We start from the raw sequence: 17,616 nt of genomic DNA, 5'->3' as shown, positions 1-17,616 counted from the left end.
CAACTGACAGTTGGTGCTGTCCCATGAGGAGGTGGAGCGTTTGAGTCTTCTTTGGGTTTTTTATGAGGAGGATTATCAAACTGTCCGTTTAGATGAGCAGTTCAATCGAGAAGCTCTGATTGGACCTGAAATAGAGCATACGGTGACAATCCCTTCACTTTCGTTTGATGAAGGGGTCATTCGTTTATCTCCTGATGAACCGAATGATGGTTTTACTATTTATCAGGGAGATGAGAAGAAAGGCAAATTACTTCCACATGAACCATATCAGCTTGGCTCACTCACACTTATTTTAATGGATGCACATCACGATCAACATATTTATTACCTAGGAAATAGAGTGGAGCTGTCTTTTTCACGTGAAGAGAAAGATGAGATTGATGTGTGGAAAGAACAAGCTCATTCCATGTTTCAAGATGCCAGCCAGTTCACTTTAGAGAAAATCGAAGGAACATGGTATGTCATGCCTCAGGACGAGATGATTTACGTGAACGGAAAGAAAATCCACGGTCCAGAGAAGATTTATGCAGGAGATGAGCTGTTCTGGAACTTTCTGACGGTGACATTTAAAGATGATGATTTATTACAGGTGACAGCTTACGAACCCTTTCATACACGTTTGGAAAAAACAAGACCGCCAAGTACAGAAACAAAACAAAAATACCCTTCATACAGACGTACACCGCGTTTGATTTATGATTTGCCAGATGACCGGGTATCCTTTAGCTTTCCTTCGCAGGAGAGTGAAAATAACAGCAGAGGGCTTTGGCTTGTTGTCCTTCCGCCGCTTGTGATGCTCCTTGTGATGGGGATTGTTGCCCTTATCCAGCCGCGTGGAATCTTTATTATCGTGTCAATGGCGATGTTTATCATGACGTTAATTACATCGTCCGTTCAATACTTTAAGGAAAAATCACAGCGCAAAAGACGAGAAGAGAAGCGGCAGCGTGTCTATTCTCTTTATTTAGAAAATAAACGGAAAGAGCTGCAGGAGCTGTATGACCGCCAGCAATATATTTTGACGTATCATTATCCGTCATTTGAAAAAATGAAGTATTTAACATCAGAAATCAGCGGACGCATTTGGGAAAAGACGCTTGTGAGTGACGACTTCTTGCACCTGCGTCTTGGAACAGGCGCAGTCCCATCAAGCTATGAATTATCGATGAGCGGCGGCGATATGGCCAATCGAGATGTTGATGACTTAATGGAACAAACGCAGCACATGCAAAAAGTATATCGTGAAGTGAAGAATGTCCCGATTACATTCGGTCTTGCGGATGGTCCAACAGGATTAATAGGGAAGCCTGCGATTGTGAAAAATGAGCTTCATCAGCTAGTTGGACAGCTTGCTTTCTCGCACAGCTATCACGATTTGAGATTTGTCTTTATCTTTCATGAGCAGGAGTATGAGAATTGGGAATGGATGAAATGGCTTCCGCACTTCCAGCTGCCTCATACATATGGCAAAGGGTTTATTTACAACGAACAAACACGCGATCAGCTGTTGTCCTCGATTTATGAAATTTTACGCGAGCGTGATTTAGAAGAAGAAAAAGAGAAGAAAATCTTTACGCCTCATTTTGTGTTCATCGTGACAAATCATGAGCTCATTGCCGAGCATGTGATTTTAGAATACCTAGAAGGCAGCCGGACAGATCTTGGTATCTCCATCATCTTTGCAGCAGAAACAAAGGAAAGCTTGGCTGAAAATATTTCGACGCTTGTCCGTTATATTAACGAAGAAGAAGGAGATATTCTCATTCAGCACAAGAAGGCAGTACGAATTCCGTTTCAGCTTGATACACATCAGCGCGGGGACAATGAACTGTTTGCCAGAACACTGAGAACATTAGATCATCAAGTCGGTATGACCAATTCGATTCCTGAGACGGTCTCATTCCTTGATCTTTTCCATGCCAAACAGGTAGATGACATTGGCATTCGTGAAAAATGGCTGACTTCAGAAACGGCCAAATCATTATCTGTGCCAATTGGTTATAAAGGGAAAAACGACATTGTCGATCTGAACCTGCATGAAAAAGCGCACGGCCCGCACGGACTGTTGGCGGGAACAACGGGATCAGGGAAAAGTGAATTTTTACAGACGTATATTTTATCGCTCGCTGTACATTTTCACCCGCATGAAGTTGCTTTTCTGTTGATTGACTATAAAGGCGGCGGAATGGCGCAGCCGTTTCGAAATATTCCTCATTTACTTGGAACGATCACCAATATTGAAGGCAGCAAGAACTTTAGTGAAAGAGCGCTTGCCTCAATTAAAAGTGAATTGAAGAAAAGGCAGCGGCTGTTTGATCAGTATCATGTGAATCATATCAATGATTATACGAAGCTCTACAAGGAGAAAAAGGCTGAGCAGGCAATGCCTCACTTGTTCTTAATCTCTGATGAGTTTGCTGAATTAAAAAGTGAAGAGCCAGACTTTATTAGGGAGCTTGTCAGCGCTGCACGTATTGGCCGAAGCCTCGGGGTCCATCTCATTTTGGCTACCCAAAAGCCAGGCGGGGTCATTGATGATCAGATTTGGAGTAACTCCCGTTTTAAGGTCGCACTAAAAGTACAAGATGCGTCAGACAGTAAGGAAATTTTGAAAAATAGTGATGCAGCGTCCATTACCGTCACAGGCCGCGGTTATTTACAAGTGGGCAACAATGAAATTTATGAATTGTTCCAATCGGCTTGGAGCGGTGCACCATATATGGAAGATGGCTACGGCTCAGAAGATGACATTGCCATTGTGACAGATACTGGTCTTATTCCGTTATCAGGAGTAAGCACAGAGCCAGCAGTGAAAAAAGAGACAGTGACGGAGATTTCCGCTGTTGTGGATGAAATTGAACGTATGCAGCAAGAGCTTGGAATCGAGAAGCTGCCAAGTCCATGGCTTCCACCGCTTGAGGAACGTATTCCAAAAACACGTTATGCGTCGAGTGAAGAACATGTCTTCCATTTTGCGCTTGTCGATGAACCAGATCAGCAAAGCCAGCATCCACTTTCTTATCAAATGATGGAAGATGGGAACATTGGCATCTTCGGTTCCTCCGGCTACGGCAAATCACTTGCTGCCACAACACTGCTGATGAGCTTTGCGGAGAGGTATTCACCTGAAGAATGGCACGCATATATTTATGATTTCGGAAACGGAACATTGCTTCCGTTAGCTAAACTGCCGCATACGGCGGATTATTTCTTAATGGATCAGATGAGAAAGATTCAAAAATCAATGAAGCGTCTGCGGGAAGAGGTTGAATATCGCAAGCGCTTATTCAGACAGCAAGAAATGAGTCATATCAAAATGTACAATGCCTTAAACGAGAAAAAGCTTCCGTTCATTTTTATCGTGATTGACAACTTTGACATTGTCAAAGACGAAATGCATGAGCTCGAATCTGAATTTATTCAGCTGAGCCGTGACGGACAATCACTAGGTATTTACTTCTTGATTACAGCGACCCGGGTAAATGCAGTGCGCCAATCGCTGATGAACAATCTGAAAACGAAGATTGTCCATTACTTAATGGATCAAGGAGAGGCGTATTCGATTATCGGCAGACCGAAGTTCAGCTTAGAGCCGATCCCAGGCCGAGTTATTATCAACAAAGAAGAGCTTTATTTTGCGCAAATGTTTCTGCCAGTTGAAGGAGAGAACGATCTCGAATTGTTTGAGCATTTGAAACAAGAGATACAACTTCTTCATGACCGCTTTGAAGCATCCGAAAAACCAAAGCCTGTGCCAATGCTTCCTGATAAGCTGACAGTTTGGGAGCTTGAGAGTCGTTTAGATGAACAAAAACTGCCTTATGACATTCCAGTCGGATTAGATGAGGAATCTGTGGCACCTGTTTATTTTGACTTGAAAAAGAATAAACATTGCCTCATTATCGGTCAAACGCAGCGCGGGAAAACAAATGTGACAAAACTGATGCTCGATCAGCTTTTAGTGGCAAAGCCTGAAAAGCTGGCTGTCTTTGATTCAATTGATCGAGGTCTATCCCATTATGCAAAAGAAGAGAACATTGATTCCCTTGAAACAAAAGATGATATCACCGAATGGGCAGAAGAAATGGACCGCATATTCAAGGTGCGGGAAGAAATGTATGTCGAAGCTGTGCGCCAAGGGGAGACCGATCAGCTGTCATTTCCTCAAATTGTGCTTGTGATTGATGGCATTACGCGTTTTCAGCAGACGATCGATCCGCGTCTTCAAGATCAATTAGCTGATTTCATGAAGTCATATGCACACTTAGGCTTCAGCCTGATTGCATCAGGGAATCATACCGAGTTCAGTAAGGGCTATGATGCACTCACAAACGAAATCAAACAAGTTCGTCATGCTATGTTACTCATGAAAAAATCAGAGCAAAACATCATACCGCTTCCGTATGCAAGACAAGAACCAGAGATTCAGCCAGGCTTCGGGTATTTGGTTGAAAACGGAAAAGAGAAGAAAATTCAGGTTCCTTTATGTGCGGTAGAAAGGAAGAGTGTTCAATGACAGAGCAGCAAAAAAGCTCCATCAAAATCGTATCCACCATGATATTGATTCTTGTGCTGCCGGTTTTATTTTTCCACCTGATTGGAGATGACCCGGCAAAACAGAAGAAGAATGCCACACGAAATATTGCAGTGGTCAATGAGGATATGGGAGCGAGCGAAAGTGAAAACACGGCTCGTTTCGGACAGGATGTTGTGGCAGCATTGTCAGAACGTCCTGATTATACATGGACTGTAGTGAATCGCAGTGCGGCGGAAAATGGACTGAAAAACAGAAAATATGACGCTGTCCTTTATATTCCGTCTGATTTCTCTAAAAATGTGCTGAGCTATGATAAAGACCATCCTGAAAAGGCGTCCATTCAATTTTCAATTCAAGATCAGCTCAATGCAGTCAATAAAGAGAAAGTGCAGAGAGAGCTGGAAAATGCGCAAAAGAAAATGAATGAACAGATGTCGACGCTATACTGGAGTTTTGTATCACAGGAAATTGGCAATGTGAGAGAAGAATTTGAGCATATTGTCGGCAAAGAAGTCGAATTCCAAAACACGATGTACAACTTCTATAAACCGAACTCAAACAAACTATCAGATGCCGTCCAGCAGCAGAAGAAACAAATAGAAGAATTAAAAAATGCGATGGCCGATTCACAGAAACAATATAAAGACGGCTTGAGTACAACAGAAGAAGCAAAGAACCAATTAAAGGACTTTGTGAAAGCAGTCGATCAATACCAGCAGTATCAAGATAAACAAAAGGATCTCTTGATCAAAGCGCAATCAGCAAGCCAAAAGCAAATCCAGCAAGGGCTCAAACAACTCGCTGACATTCAAAACCAAAATGCCCGCAGCTTTAGTGATCAAATGGGCGGACTCAAAACAGACATCAACGGGGTACAAAGTCAGCTGAAAACAACGGACAGCGCCATCCAATCTGTTCAAAAGGCGAGAGAAGACGTTATTCCTAAGCAATCCACGGGGTTAACGGAACTTGTGAAGACGTCTCAGGAAGAACTGATTAGAAATTATGAAGCTCAATATCTTGCATACATAGGGGATAAAATTATTCCATTGCAAGAGCAATTGAAAGTTTCGAGAAAGGCCTTGCTTGAAGCAGAGAAACCGAAAGAGGATCCGAATGAGGATTCGAATAATCAAGGTGAAGACCAAAAAGACTCGACAGACGATTTGAAAATCGATCTTGAAGAAGAGACGAAGAAATTAACTGAAATCTCAACAGAAATAAATCAAGTGGCAGATGATTTGTCTGGAAATGAAGAAACGCCACCTACTTCAGAAAATGGTGAAGAAAATCCAGAACAAACTGGGGAAACCCAATCAACGTCAGTTCAATCAAAAGAGCAACTGAAAGCACTATCCCTAAGATTAGAAGAAGTGAGAAAGAATATTGAGGAGAAAACTACAGCTCATAATGATCAATTACAAGGGAAAGTCGATCATTTGAGTGAAGAATTAAAATCTTTAACAGAAAAAATAGGCAAACTAGAAGAAAAAATAAAAAGAATAGAAACTAGCAACAATAAAAACATACGTGATATAAAGAATTCCATTATCAAACAAGAATCTGCTATTTCAAGAAAATTAGAACGAATAAAAACAACTCAATCTCCATTAAATCAATATACATCGAAATTGGATAAACTTGTGGATTTTAATACAGAATCTGAAAATGCGGCTGAATTATTAAAGTATTCAAATGAATTAGCACAGTATGAAGCCTTACTTAACAGCTTCTACCAAAAGAAGGATCCTTCTTCTTTGGTCGACACCAAACCAGATGAAATCCAATCCATCCTCTCCATCAAAAAAGAAGAAACAGAAAACTGGGATAAGCTCAAAAACCAGATGCTGACATCAAACGATGATGTGTCTACTTTTATTGATGAGATGCAGAAGTTTTCAGATGGTTATGCGGAGTACATTACGACTCAGCAGGCAAGCATGGAACAGGAATTACAGACAATTTCTGAAAGTGCGGACAATGTAGCTGAGCAAATGGCTGATCAAGGAGATGCGGTGTATACAGCAGACCTTGCAGGCAGTTCAATTGTTGTCAGTGCACAGGATTCAATTGGTCAGGAAGTGCTTCGTCTTTCTGAAAATATGAGTTCGTTAACCGACCGCCAAAAAGGGGTGGCGGATTATACGAATAACATTGAAGAGAGTGTGACAACGGTTCAAGAAAAAGCAGATACGCTGAATGAAAACTGGAGCAAGAATGTCGACTCTACAAAGCTTGTTCAGCAAGATTTAAAGGGTATTTTAGGAAATACATTAAGTGATCAAGGCAACAGCAACTATGTGTATAACCATTTAGCCAATCCGCTGAAAATCAGCGGCGATGTGCCGGAAGAAAAAACGCAGACTGTACCGCCGGTCGTCATTTTGGTCATTGTGATGATCAGCAGTTTGTTAATTGGCTTTTTCAGCTCGTATTATGCGTCAGCTCCGATGCTGGTCAAAGGTGCACTGTTTGGCATCTTAAATCTATTAGTCGGACTCATGATCAGCTTGTTTGGACTGAACATTTACAAGCTTGCAGATGATCAAGCCATTCAATGGTCGATCTTCACCATTTTGTTATTAGTGGCGTGCTCTGCCTTTATTCGCACGGCCTTCCTTTTCGGTTCCATTGCCGGATGGATGGCAGCAACGGCGCTTATTTTCTTCTTTGTCGCACCATTAATTGATTTGGTGATGCCGAATTTCCACTTTACCAATCCAGTGACAGACGTGTACCTGTCGATCCAATATGGAAATGGAGACACCTTTGGAATGGGCGTCACAGGGTTAGTGATTTTAACTGTCCTTTTCATGGTCGTACCGCTTGTGAAAAAGCTATGGAAAGATAAAACAGAGGAACGTGATGTGACTCATGAAGCTTAATCTATTCGTGAAAGGGGCGGCACTCGCTGCCGTTTCCCTTTTTCTCCTCATCCCTGCCGCTTTTGCTGCTGGTGAAGATACGGATACGAATGTCAAGCCGAATGAATATCAGGAAAAGGAGCTCAATATTAACTCGAGTATATTGAGGGATCAAACGAAATATGAACAAAGTAAAACAACGTCAAAGGTCAAAACAGACATTCATTTTGCTGAACCGCCTAAAGCCCCGGGTGGATCTCTTTCTCCGCAGCTTTTCAGTGATCTAAAAGAGAACCCACCCAAAACACCAGCTCACATGATGAAAGAGATGAATATCTCTTTTAGTGATTCGGCTGTATCAGCACCTTCTGAGGATGAACATGAGAAGCAGACATCAGCACTGCTTCCGATGATCTTTGGTTTCTTGATAGCCCTTGGTCTCGTTGTGATGATCATCCTGATTCCAAAGGTGAATGTGAAGGCTGAAAAGAAATAGTCTGTCTCTTTTAATAGAGGCAGGCTTTTCTTTATGCAGATTGCTTGCTGTCATACCGTTTCACTACGTAAAATAGTGATATCAAGGGAGGAGATTGTCATTCGAATTTCAATCGTTACAGGCGGATCAAAAGGTTTTGGCTTAGCACTTGTAAACAGGCTGCTTTCACGCGGGGATCATGTGTACACGGCAGCAAGAAGTGCATCGCCAATATCCCATCCGAAGCTTACACATACCCAGGTTGATCTGACCGATGAAGAAGCAGCGGCCAAATGGCTTCAACATAGTCTTACGCCGCAAACTCTGGCAGATGCTGATGACATCTTACTTGTCAACAATGCAGGAATGGTCACACCGATCAAGCGCGTTGGACAAGGCGGACAGGATACACTTCATCAGCATTACAAGCTGAATCTTGTCATTCCTGTTTTGCTGAGCCATGTGTTTGCCAAGCAGACTCAATCATTTAACGGAAAGAAAACGATCGTTCATCTCTCTTCTGGAGCGGCGAAAAACCCATACAAAGGCTGGAGTGCGTATTGCAGTTCAAAGGCAGGACTCGATATGTTTATGAGGACTTTTCATGAGGAACAACAGGACGAGGCGCATCCGATCAACACGTTTTCCTTTTCACCCGGCACGATCGATACAGATATGCAGGGGGAAATTCGGAAATCATCAAAACAAGACTTTGAACAAATAGACCGTTTTCAGCAATTATATGAAACAGGCACACTGAAGAGTCCAGATGAAGTCTCAGGTATTTTGCTCGATCTTTTAGCGGGTGATCCAGCTGGCGGATGTGTCTACGATGCACGTGAGTATGTGAAAAAACAGTCATAACGACTGCTGCAGCGTAAAGACAAACCCTTGCATTCGGTGTCAGGCCTGCGTGCTAGTGCTCACGAATGTCAAATTCGCTCCGCGCCAGTACTCGGCTTTCCTAGACTTCAAGGGTTTTCATATCACGCTGAAAAGAAGAAAAAAAGCAGTCATAACGACTGCTTTTTTCGTATTGTACAAGCAAAAACAGCTCATTTGACATAAGCTATTTTTGAGACTCATAGAAAATATAACAGAACATTTGAGTTTCTTTTCAGAATATGTTAGGATGCTAAAAATATAGATAAGGAGGGGTTTCCATGAGAAAGGTTACATTAATGGATGTTTACACCCATCCAGTCGCTCAAAAATATTTAAATCGTTCAGGTAAAGCCCATGCGATTGCTTGTGCTTATCACGCATTCAAACTGGCGGTGCAGGCTGGGATTAATCCAGATCTCGCTGTGAAAGCAGCCCTCTTGCATGACATCGGCCACTATGAATGGTATACAGCTGGCGGAGAATGGGATTACGAGACATATAGACGGAATGATATTCATGCCATTAAAGGTGCAGAGCGTGCTCACAAACTGCTCATACGCCTCGGTGAGGAACCAAAGGCAGCCAAAGATATTGCGCTTGCAATTCTGCTTCATACGGATTCATATTTGCCAGAGGGCGACCTTCATAAGGACACACTCCAGCAAATCGTTAAGAAAGCAGATGAAATGGATGAAGAGCCTGGCGGGCATCACCATTACAGACAAATAGACGAATCACTTGCAATGAAAAAAATCACGGAATTGGATCAGAAAGTGCAACAGGCACTTCAGCCCATGAAACGCTCTGTTTAGTATGGAATGTCACCATGAATATTTCCATGCTGATCGACATACAATGTGCGAATAACGGTACGGTTAAATGCTGATGTACCTGATGCAGTGAGTCCAGTGTAATGAACCGTGACAGAATAAGCACCTTCTTTTTTCAATTGAACAGCTGATGAAGCAGTTGTTTTGAGAGGATGATCTTTTTGGGCATCCTTAAAGTAAAAGGTTTCTACTTTCTTGCTTAATCGTTTAATCAGACCGCTTGAATGGGTTGATGCATCATCCCCTGATTTCGCTGCTTCTGCTTTGATTTCTTCATTTAGTGGTGAATCAAAGGATACGAGCAGCAAATAAGGAGTCATTTTTTCTGAATTTGATCGAATTGTCCATTTTCCAGGAACGGGTTTATTGATTTGCACATGGTGCGAAAATGCGCCTTCATATGGGAAAGATGCTTCCGATGTCTTCAGATTTGTTAAGACGTCTCCATTTGGGGCGATGATTTCCGGCCGCGCCTCCTGCCTTTCATTTAACCACTGAATCGATAAGCCATTCGTTCCTTCCTCTACATAGAACGCTTCTGTTTTATCCTTTTCACTTTCTCCGCCTTTCACATAAACATCTGTATTCAGCTCAGTAGAGTTCGGGCTCTCTATATTTTCACTTCCAGTGCTTGCGGCATTTGCCAGCAGCTGATGCTGGAACACAGGGAACATGCTTGTGCCGTTTTTAATGGAGTTGTGATCCCATTTCCCTGTTAAAATATTGTTTGCATATGATAGTCTTGTGCTGCTTACCGTGACGGCGCCATCGTTTGCACCAAAGCTCTTTAAATACATGCCGCCTAAGTACAGCACCCCGCCAAATGTGCCCCATTCCGATCCCGAATAAGTGATGTATTTTTGAGGAAACTTCTCCAGCTTGTCGGTTTCACTTCGAAAAGCCGCCATGAGCCCCGTTTGCAAAGAATAGAGCGCATCGCTTTTTTGTCCAAGAATTTCCGCGAGCCAGCTTCCGCCCTTGCTATACGCTAAATCTGCAAGCGGCGTCCCGTAATGAGGGGAGCCAAGTGTGATGACCTTCTCTACATATGGATGGGCATTGTGATACACGAGTGCGGACTGTGTATCCACCCCGCCTTTACTATGACCAATCACAATGAGTTTTCGACCGAACACATCATAGATTTCTTTTAGCTTTTCTGCTAATAGTTTGCCATTCTTTTTCGTATCCTGATCTGGATACAAATCTATGAATGCGCTTTCGTATCCGTTCAGAACAGCTTGCTTTGCCATGTCGTTTCGGTCGAACCATGTGGAGGAGGAGCTGTTAATGCCGTGAACAAAAACAAGTGGCGGTTTTGACTCGTCTTTTTGAACTGGCGCTTCTCCTTTAAACCACTTCCCCGGTGTCCCAGGTTCATCTCCAATTGATCCTGCATACGCATAACTTGCAAAGGAAAAAAAGAGCATGACAGCAGCGAGACAGATGAGTTTTTTCAAGATCATTCACCTCTTCAAATGATTTAAGTTGTTGGCAGCACCAATCTATTATACTTCCAAAAGATGTAAAATAACATAAAATGTTAAAATATGGTATTTATGTTGTAGGTTTGCCCTGAGTGACATTCACATGGGTCATTGCATACGCTGTGGGTAAATACACAAGTAAAGGGGCAGGTAGGATGGCACAACAAGGAAGTCCACAGCTTGTTTCATTAGTTGATCCATATGTTTATCAAACATTGCAGAAAGTAATCGGTATGAGATTAATTGTTCAAACAGTGAAAGATACGGTGCGTGGAAAATTAAAAGAAGTCATGCCGGATCATATTGTCATTGAGGCGGGGGCGAAATCAGTTTTTTATGTGCGGATCCAGCAAATTGTATCGGTGATGCCTGATCACAGTGAAAGAGTGTAGCAAGCAGACGCAAAGGTGTCTGCTTTTTTCATGCTTACAGAATGTATATCTGGAAAAAGTGCATGATATACCAATTGTTCTTTTTTTTACAAAAAATAAGGTTCTAAAACAAGAAGCAGTTGACAGAAGGTGGGTTGAATAGTAGTTTTTTAATAAGATCAATACGTAACAGGAGGAGCATCTTTGTTAAAATCTAAAGTTCATTTCTGGACATTCCAAATATTACTTGTTTTACTCATTGTTTATGTATCAACAAAGGTTTCGTTTTTATTTCAGCCGATTATTTTATTTGCTTCAACCTTGTTTGTTCCCATCTTACTGGCTGGAATTCTCTTTTTCATCTTTAATCCAATTGTTCGATTTTTGTCCAAGAAAATTCCTAGGACACTGGCTATCCTGATCATTTATCTTTTGTTCATCGGACTCATCACGTTCATTGTGAATGCTGCGGGACCGATTATTGTCACGCAGGTCGGTGGACTTGTCAAAAGCTTCCCTGGTTATGTGACGGATATGCAGAAATTTATGAATGACTTCTCGCATTCTAAAACATTTACTTGGATGATGAACCAAGATTATGTCTCCGTCTCGAAGTTTGAACAGACAATTGTTTCGACATTAAAAGATTTGCCGGAAAATATTGCTTCAAGCATGTCTGCTGTGTTTGGCGTGATTGCCAATATTGCTTTAGCTGTAATCACAGTTCCGTTCATTTTGTTTTATATGTTGAAAGACGGACATAAGTTTCCGGACAAGCTTGTTCAATTTTTGCCAATGCCTTACCGTAAAGAAGGATTGAAAATCTTTAAAGAATTAAACGATACGCTTGCGGCTTACATACAAGGGCAGATTGTTGTCTGTTTATTTGTTGGAGTGGCTTGTTTTATCGGGTACTTATTAATTGGTGTGAAATATGCGCTCATTCTCGGTATTATCATTGCGGTCACAAATGTGATTCCTTACCTTGGGCCATATCTTGGCGCGGCACCAGCTGTGCTTATTGCGTTTCTTGATTCGCCTGGAAAAGCGGTGGTGACAGTCATTGTCATTCTTGTCGTTCAGCAAATTGATGGAAATGTTATTTCTCCATTGATTATTGGGAAACGCCTCAACACACATCCTTTGACCATTATTCTTTTATTAATTGGGGCAGGAAGCTTTGGCGGGATCCTTGGTATGATCTTTGCGGTTCCTGTTTATGCACTGCTCAAAGCCATCACCTTGAATATTGTCAGATTGGTGCAGCTGCGTCAGCGATCTCGTAAGGAACAGCATTTAAACGTCTAGGACAGATGCACACCTTTTCCCTTCTTGCATAAGATGATTGAGATAAGCAGATAGGGGGAGATTCTGATGCCTGCAATCGTTGGACCTATTCATATCGAGTCGTTAGGAGGAAACGGTGCAGCTACTTTCGGTGATGTCCTGGCCATTGCCCCTTTGGCTGTAGACCACTCTACTGGCGGTGCGGGAGCCTTTAATTCAGGTGATTATATGTCACTTACAAGTAATCCGAATGCCACGATGCTTTGGGACTTTACATTGTTTGGCCAGCCTCAATCATTAAACGCATAGGAAGGCAGCTGATACTCACAGATCAGCTGTCTTTTTTATTTTTCATACACGTATTTTTAAGCTGGGCATATGATGTGGGGAGAAAAGGTGGTGGAAAGATGCCAGCGATTGTTGGGCCTATTCATATTGACCGTGTGATTGGAAATGGTTCTGCACATTTCGGTGATGTTTTTGCCATTTCGCCAAAAAGTGTCGATCACTCCGCCGGTGGATCAGGTACCTATAATGCAGGGGACTTTGTCCAATTTTTTAGCAGTCCAAACGTTACGTTTATGTGGGATATAAACCTGATCAGCCAGCAAAAGAGCTTTAATGCATAGCCAGCTTTGAAAGGGAATTCCTTTTCAGAAGCTGTCTTTTTTTATGGTACAATAGATATGGATGTAAGAAGAAAAAAGAGGTGTGAACTGAGTCAAATGAAAATTAGAAAAGCACACATCACAAGCGGACAACCAAAGACCTACAATGTATATTTACATGAAAATAAAAAAGAATATAAAACGCTTGTAGCCGTACCTGACATTGAATGGAGTATTTCCATTGCGTATGAGGACGAAAAGGAGCAGCTCATCCATACGCTTGAACAATCCTTAATGGAAAGAGTAGAAACAGACGAAGCCCGTGACCTCGCACTCAAAATTGTGCACTGGGTCACAGAAATGTAAATTTAGAAACCAGGAGTGAAAACAGCGATGAAAGAAGAATCCGTAGACTTTTATTTGCAGCAAGGGATATTTGGACATGCTGAAACAAAACCTGATGAACGAAGGATGTTTCTTGGTTCATTAAGGGAACGAGCGCTTCTCGCCCTGACAAAGGGACAGGTATCAAGAAATAAACCGTATCAAGAGGTGGAACAAGTATTAAAGGCCAATCGACAGGCCTCCCTTCTTTTAAATGGTGAACTGTCTTATGCTTCTTATTCTCAATATGTGAAAATGGCAAATGCCGCTGGATGTTCCTTTAAAGTGGTGAATCATCACGAAGCACACTCTCCTTTTGGTCTTGTCATCGAGATGCCTGGTGCGGTCAATCAGGAGCATATCTATATAGAGGATGAGCTGTTTCAAAAAGCTTTTTCTCATGAATCTGTTGAATAGGTTTCCCTAGTGAAATGAATAAGCTATAATGATTCAAAAGAGCATATGGGAGAGATGCGGATGGGCAAAGCGTTGATTTGTATTGATTATACAGTTGATTTTGTTGCAGACGATGGAAAACTGACATGCGGAAAGCCTGGACAGGCGATTGAGTCTAAGATCACAGAGATCACTTCTTCATTTATTGATGAAGGCCACTTTGTCGTCTTTGCTGTCGATCATCATGAAGAAGAGGACCCTTATCATCCAGAGACAAAGTTATTTCCGCCCCATAATATTCGCGGAACAGAGGGTATTGAACTTTATGGAAAACTAAGTTCACTATTTCACACGTCAAAACATTTAAAACATGTCTACTATATGGAAAAAACAAGATACTCTGCTTTTGCAGGCACTCAATTAGAAATGAAACTGCGCGAGCGCGGCATCACGGAACTTCACTTAGCCGGCGTATGTACCGATATTTGTGTACTTCATACAGCTGTTGATGCGTACAATAAAGGCTTCGAACTTGTGATTCACCAAAATGCTGTGGCGAGTTTTAATGAAGCGGGGCACGAGTGGGCACTTTCTCACTTTGAGCAGTCGCTTGGTGCGAAAGTGGTTAAGTAAGGGAAGGAGAATGGAAGTTGGAGCATCGGTTTAATGACGACAGTTTATCACTACATACAGATCTTTATCAAATTAACATGGCAGAAACGTATTGGAGAGACGGCATTCATGAGAAGAAGGCAGTCTTTGAACTCTTCTTTAGAAAGCTTCCATTTGACAATGGCTTCGCTGTATTTGCTGGCTTAGAGAAAGCGATTGAATATTTATCGGACTTTTCCTTCACCGAAAGCGATCTGGCGTATTTAAAAGATGAGCTCGGTTATAAAAGCGATTTCATTGACTATTTAAGCGGATTGTCCTTTACAGGTACACTTCATTCAATGCGAGAAGGGGAAATTGTCTTTGCGAATGAACCGATTATGCGCATCGAGGCAACGCTTGTTGAAGCTCAGTTAATTGAAACGGCATTGCTCAATATCGTGAATTTCCAGACGCTGATTGCAACAAAAGCGGCTCGAATTAAAGGAATCATTGAAGATGAGACAGCATTAGAATTTGGAACAAGACGTGCGCATGAAATGGATGCGGCGATGTGGGGAGCAAGAGCGGCACTCATCGGCGGCTTTCAGGCGACAAGTAATGTTCGTGCTGGGAAACGCTTCAACATTCCAGTATCAGGAACACATGCTCACGCACTTGTACAAGCATACCGCGATGAATATACAGCATTTAAAAAATATGCTGAAACACATACAGACTGTGTCTTTTTAGTCGATACGTATGATACTGTCAGATCAGGTATTCCGAATGCGATTAAGGTAGCGAAAGAATTTGGAGACAAAATCAACTTCATTGGTGTCAGACTTGATAGCGGAGACCTTGCATACTTGTCTAAAAAAGCTAGAACAATGCTGGATGAAGCAGGATTCCATGATGCCAAAGTCATTGCATCAAGCGATCTTGATGAACACACCATTATGAACTTAAAGGCACAGGGCGCCAAAATTGATGTGTGGGGTGTTGGAACAAAACTGATCACAGCATTCGATCAGCCAGCCCTCGGTGCAGTGTATAAACTGGTGTCCATTGAAGAAAACGGCAAAATGAATGATACCATCAAAATTTCATCCAACCCAGAGAAAGTGACAACACCAGGCCGTAAACGTGTGTACCGCATTATCAATCAATTGAATCATCATTCTGAGGGTGACTACATTGCGCTTGAAGAGGAAGATGTTCATAGTGAGGATAAACTAAAAATGTTCCATCCTGTGCATACATTTATTAGTAAATTCGTGACAAACTTTGTGGCGAAAGATCTTCACGTCCCGATTTTTGAGCAAGGAAAACTTGTCTATGACAATCCAGATATTCAAACGATTCAAGCCTACGTGCAGGACAGTCTTGGACTCTTCTGGGAGGAATACAAACGAATCAGCAAACCAGAAGAATATCCAGTCGATTTGAGTCAAAAATGCTGGGATAATAAAATGCAGTTTATCCATGATGTGAAAAATAAAATCAAAAAAGAGCTTTATGAAAGCGAATGATTTGAAGAAAGGGAGACCATCAAGCCAGGTGGTCTCTTTTTTTTATTTTGACCGATTGAAATTGAACTAAAAGCGCAATCATTTGGTATACTGAAAGCACATCTTGTTTGTCATGGCATAAAGGAGGATTGGAGCAGTTGAGGGTGTTTGTTGCGAGACAGCCTATTTTTAACAGAAAAGAACAAGTCGTATCATATGAGCTGCTTTATAGAGATAGTGAAACCAATACATATAGCGCTGAAGACGGTGATCAAGCGACAACGGACCTCATTATCAATAGTTTTCTAAATATCGGCATCGAAACACTGACAGAAGGAAAACGATGCTATATTAATTTCACCGAAAGCTTGCTTTCATCTGATCTGCTCACCTATTTTGATCCGCATCAGCTTGTGATCGAGATATTAGAAAATGTACCGATTACCCCGGCACTTATTATGAGATGTAAGCAGTTAAAAAAATGGGGATATACGATTGCACTCGATGATTTCTTCCTAAACGGAACACATTATAGTGACAAGCTGCTTGAGGAACTCCTCTATTGCATAGATATTTTAAAAATTGACTTTCTGAAAACCACATCGCAAGAACGAAGAGATATTCTGCATTCGTATAAAAAGTATCGCCTTCGATTCCTAGCAGAAAAGGTAGAAACGAGAAGAGAATATGAAGAGGCACTAGAAGCGGGCTTCCACTTGTTTCAAGGGTATTTCTTTAGTGAGCCGCATGTGATATCGGGACGAGCATTATCGACCAGCTTCCATGCGTACCATCAGCTTTTAAATGAGTTAAGCAAGGACCAGCCGAATATCCAGACCGTGACCCATTTTATTGAAAGTGACCTTTCGCTATCATATCAATTATTAAAAATGCTGAATTCAGGCGGCATGAGACGTCTTTATCAAATTAAAAGTATCCGGCAGGCGATTATCCTGCTTGGGTTTAATGAAATTCGGCGCTGGATCTTTATCCTTTCATTTAAAGAACTGAATGTTCAAGCTAACTCAAGCCAAAAAGAAATTATCAAAATGTCATTCATTCGTGCCAAAACGTGTGAACTGATTGCTTCTCGTACTGAACGAGAGCACCCCGCCTCTTATATGCTGACAGGTATGTTTTCTCTCATTGATACGCTTGTCAGGGCAGATATCACAGAACTTGTAAAGGAACTGCCGCTTTCTGATGAAGTTGGCGAGGCACTGCTTGGCTATGAAAATGATTATTCTTTTGTGCTAGGTGTGGCCAAACGTATTGAACGAAATGAATGGGATGATGAAATGTTAGATGGAAATCTCCCGAAACAGGAAGCCTATGGGTGTTATATAGAAGCCATTGAATGGTGCCATAAAATGTTTGAATCTTAAGAAAA

15 protein-coding genes are annotated in these 17,616 nt (G+C 41.8%); 14 read left to right on the top strand and 1 reads right to left on the bottom strand.

Annotated elements, in window-relative coordinates; translation table 11 throughout:
* The first annotated feature begins 40 nt into the window (after nucleotides 1-40).
* The 5 genes from essC to NSU11_RS15490 all read left to right on the top strand — a co-directional run bounded on the left by essC (nucleotide 41) and on the right by NSU11_RS15490 (nucleotide 9,573).
* The gene (gene essC, locus NSU11_RS15510; RefSeq protein WP_024423339.1) at nucleotides 41-4,516 is read left to right on the top strand and encodes a type VII secretion protein EssC; all 4,476 of its coding nucleotides are present in this window, start codon (nucleotides 41-43) and stop codon (nucleotides 4,514-4,516) included.
* Nucleotides 4,513-7,422: a type VII secretion protein EsaA gene (esaA, locus tag NSU11_RS15505; RefSeq protein WP_342493659.1), complete on the top strand. Its 2,910-nt coding sequence runs from the start codon at nucleotides 4,513-4,515 to the stop codon at nucleotides 7,420-7,422. Before essC ends, esaA begins: the two co-directional genes overlap by 4 nt.
* A complete protein-coding gene (gene essA / locus NSU11_RS15500; protein ID WP_342493658.1) occupies nucleotides 7,412-7,897 on the top strand; it encodes a type VII secretion protein EssA in 486 nt (161 codons plus the stop codon). Before esaA ends, essA begins: the two co-directional genes overlap by 11 nt.
* A 99-nt stretch (nucleotides 7,898-7,996) precedes the next feature.
* A complete protein-coding gene (locus NSU11_RS15495) occupies nucleotides 7,997-8,740 on the top strand; it encodes a (S)-benzoin forming benzil reductase (RefSeq protein ID WP_342493909.1) in 744 nt (247 codons plus the stop codon).
* Between the two features lie 299 nt (nucleotides 8,741-9,039).
* Entirely contained in the window at nucleotides 9,040-9,573 is a 534-nt protein-coding gene (locus NSU11_RS15490; protein ID WP_024423336.1) for an HD domain-containing protein, read from the top strand.
* Here NSU11_RS15490 and NSU11_RS15485 read toward each other — a convergent pair.
* Nucleotides 9,570-11,057, bottom strand: a complete 1,488-nt coding sequence (locus NSU11_RS15485; protein WP_235354773.1) for an alpha/beta hydrolase — start codon at nucleotides 11,055-11,057, stop codon at nucleotides 9,570-9,572. The genes NSU11_RS15490 and NSU11_RS15485 overlap by 4 nt on opposite strands.
* Nucleotides 11,058-11,233: 176 nt before the next feature.
* Between NSU11_RS15485 and NSU11_RS15480 the strand changes: the two genes are divergently transcribed.
* From NSU11_RS15480 to NSU11_RS15440, 9 genes are all read left to right on the top strand, one after another.
* Nucleotides 11,234-11,470 carry a YuzF family protein gene (locus NSU11_RS15480; RefSeq protein WP_024423334.1) on the top strand — a complete coding sequence of 79 codons (237 nt, stop codon included), beginning with the start codon at nucleotides 11,234-11,236 and terminating at the stop codon, nucleotides 11,468-11,470.
* Nucleotides 11,471-11,653: 183 nt separating this feature from the next.
* Nucleotides 11,654-12,757 (top strand): AI-2E family transporter, encoded by a 1,104-nt coding sequence (locus tag NSU11_RS15475; protein WP_041088455.1) that lies wholly within the window; start codon nucleotides 11,654-11,656, stop codon nucleotides 12,755-12,757.
* Nucleotides 12,758-12,823: 66 nt separating this feature from the next.
* Nucleotides 12,824-13,045 carry a spore germination protein gene (locus tag NSU11_RS15470; RefSeq protein WP_342493657.1) on the top strand — a complete coding sequence of 74 codons (222 nt, stop codon included), beginning with the start codon at nucleotides 12,824-12,826 and terminating at the stop codon, nucleotides 13,043-13,045.
* A 98-nt stretch (nucleotides 13,046-13,143) separates the two neighbouring features.
* Nucleotides 13,144-13,365 (top strand): spore germination protein, encoded by a 222-nt coding sequence (locus tag NSU11_RS15465; RefSeq protein WP_024423331.1) that lies wholly within the window; start codon nucleotides 13,144-13,146, stop codon nucleotides 13,363-13,365.
* Between the two features lie 96 nt (nucleotides 13,366-13,461).
* Nucleotides 13,462-13,710, top strand: a complete 249-nt coding sequence (locus tag NSU11_RS15460) for a YueH family protein (protein ID WP_024423330.1) — start codon at nucleotides 13,462-13,464, stop codon at nucleotides 13,708-13,710.
* A gap of 27 nt (nucleotides 13,711-13,737) precedes the next feature.
* The gene (locus tag NSU11_RS15455; RefSeq protein ID WP_024423329.1) at nucleotides 13,738-14,145 is read left to right on the top strand and encodes a YueI family protein; all 408 of its coding nucleotides are present in this window, start codon (nucleotides 13,738-13,740) and stop codon (nucleotides 14,143-14,145) included.
* 60 nt (nucleotides 14,146-14,205) lie between these two features.
* Complete coding sequence (locus NSU11_RS15450; RefSeq protein ID WP_024423328.1) at nucleotides 14,206-14,757, top strand: isochorismatase family cysteine hydrolase; 552 nt, start codon at nucleotides 14,206-14,208, stop codon at nucleotides 14,755-14,757.
* A gap of 17 nt (nucleotides 14,758-14,774) precedes the next feature.
* Entirely contained in the window at nucleotides 14,775-16,247 is a 1,473-nt protein-coding gene (locus tag NSU11_RS15445) for a nicotinate phosphoribosyltransferase (RefSeq protein WP_024423327.1), read from the top strand.
* Nucleotides 16,248-16,384: 137 nt separating this feature from the next.
* Nucleotides 16,385-17,611, top strand: a complete 1,227-nt coding sequence (locus NSU11_RS15440) for an HDOD domain-containing protein (RefSeq protein WP_342493908.1) — start codon at nucleotides 16,385-16,387, stop codon at nucleotides 17,609-17,611.
* The last annotated feature ends 5 nt before the right edge of the window (nucleotides 17,612-17,616 follow it).

It is taken from the genome of Bacillus sp. FSL R5-0712 (assembly GCF_038593285.1).
GTDB lineage: Bacteria > Bacillota > Bacilli > Bacillales > Bacillaceae > Bacillus > Bacillus safensis.
This window is presented reverse-complemented; position numbering and strand designations above follow the sequence as displayed.

Excerpts from the sequence above, each read along its gene's own strand:
- esaA (WP_342493659.1), top strand. The coding sequence starts at position 4,513 with ATGACAGAGCAGCAAAAAAGCTCCATCAAAATCGTATCCACCATGATA.
- essA (WP_342493658.1), top strand. The coding sequence starts at position 7,412 with ATGAAGCTTAATCTATTCGTGAAAGGGGCGGCACTCGCTGCCGTTTCC.
- NSU11_RS15490 (WP_024423336.1), top strand. The coding sequence starts at position 9,040 with ATGAGAAAGGTTACATTAATGGATGTTTACACCCATCCAGTCGCTCAA.
- NSU11_RS15485 (WP_235354773.1), bottom strand. The coding sequence starts at position 11,057 with ATGATCTTGAAAAAACTCATCTGTCTCGCTGCTGTCATGCTCTTTTTT.
- NSU11_RS15480 (WP_024423334.1), top strand. The coding sequence starts at position 11,234 with ATGGCACAACAAGGAAGTCCACAGCTTGTTTCATTAGTTGATCCATAT.
- NSU11_RS15470 (WP_342493657.1), top strand. The coding sequence starts at position 12,824 with ATGCCTGCAATCGTTGGACCTATTCATATCGAGTCGTTAGGAGGAAAC.
- NSU11_RS15465 (WP_024423331.1), top strand. The coding sequence starts at position 13,144 with ATGCCAGCGATTGTTGGGCCTATTCATATTGACCGTGTGATTGGAAAT.
- NSU11_RS15460 (WP_024423330.1), top strand. The coding sequence starts at position 13,462 with ATGAAAATTAGAAAAGCACACATCACAAGCGGACAACCAAAGACCTAC.
- NSU11_RS15455 (WP_024423329.1), top strand. The coding sequence starts at position 13,738 with ATGAAAGAAGAATCCGTAGACTTTTATTTGCAGCAAGGGATATTTGGA.
- NSU11_RS15450 (WP_024423328.1), top strand. The coding sequence starts at position 14,206 with ATGGGCAAAGCGTTGATTTGTATTGATTATACAGTTGATTTTGTTGCA.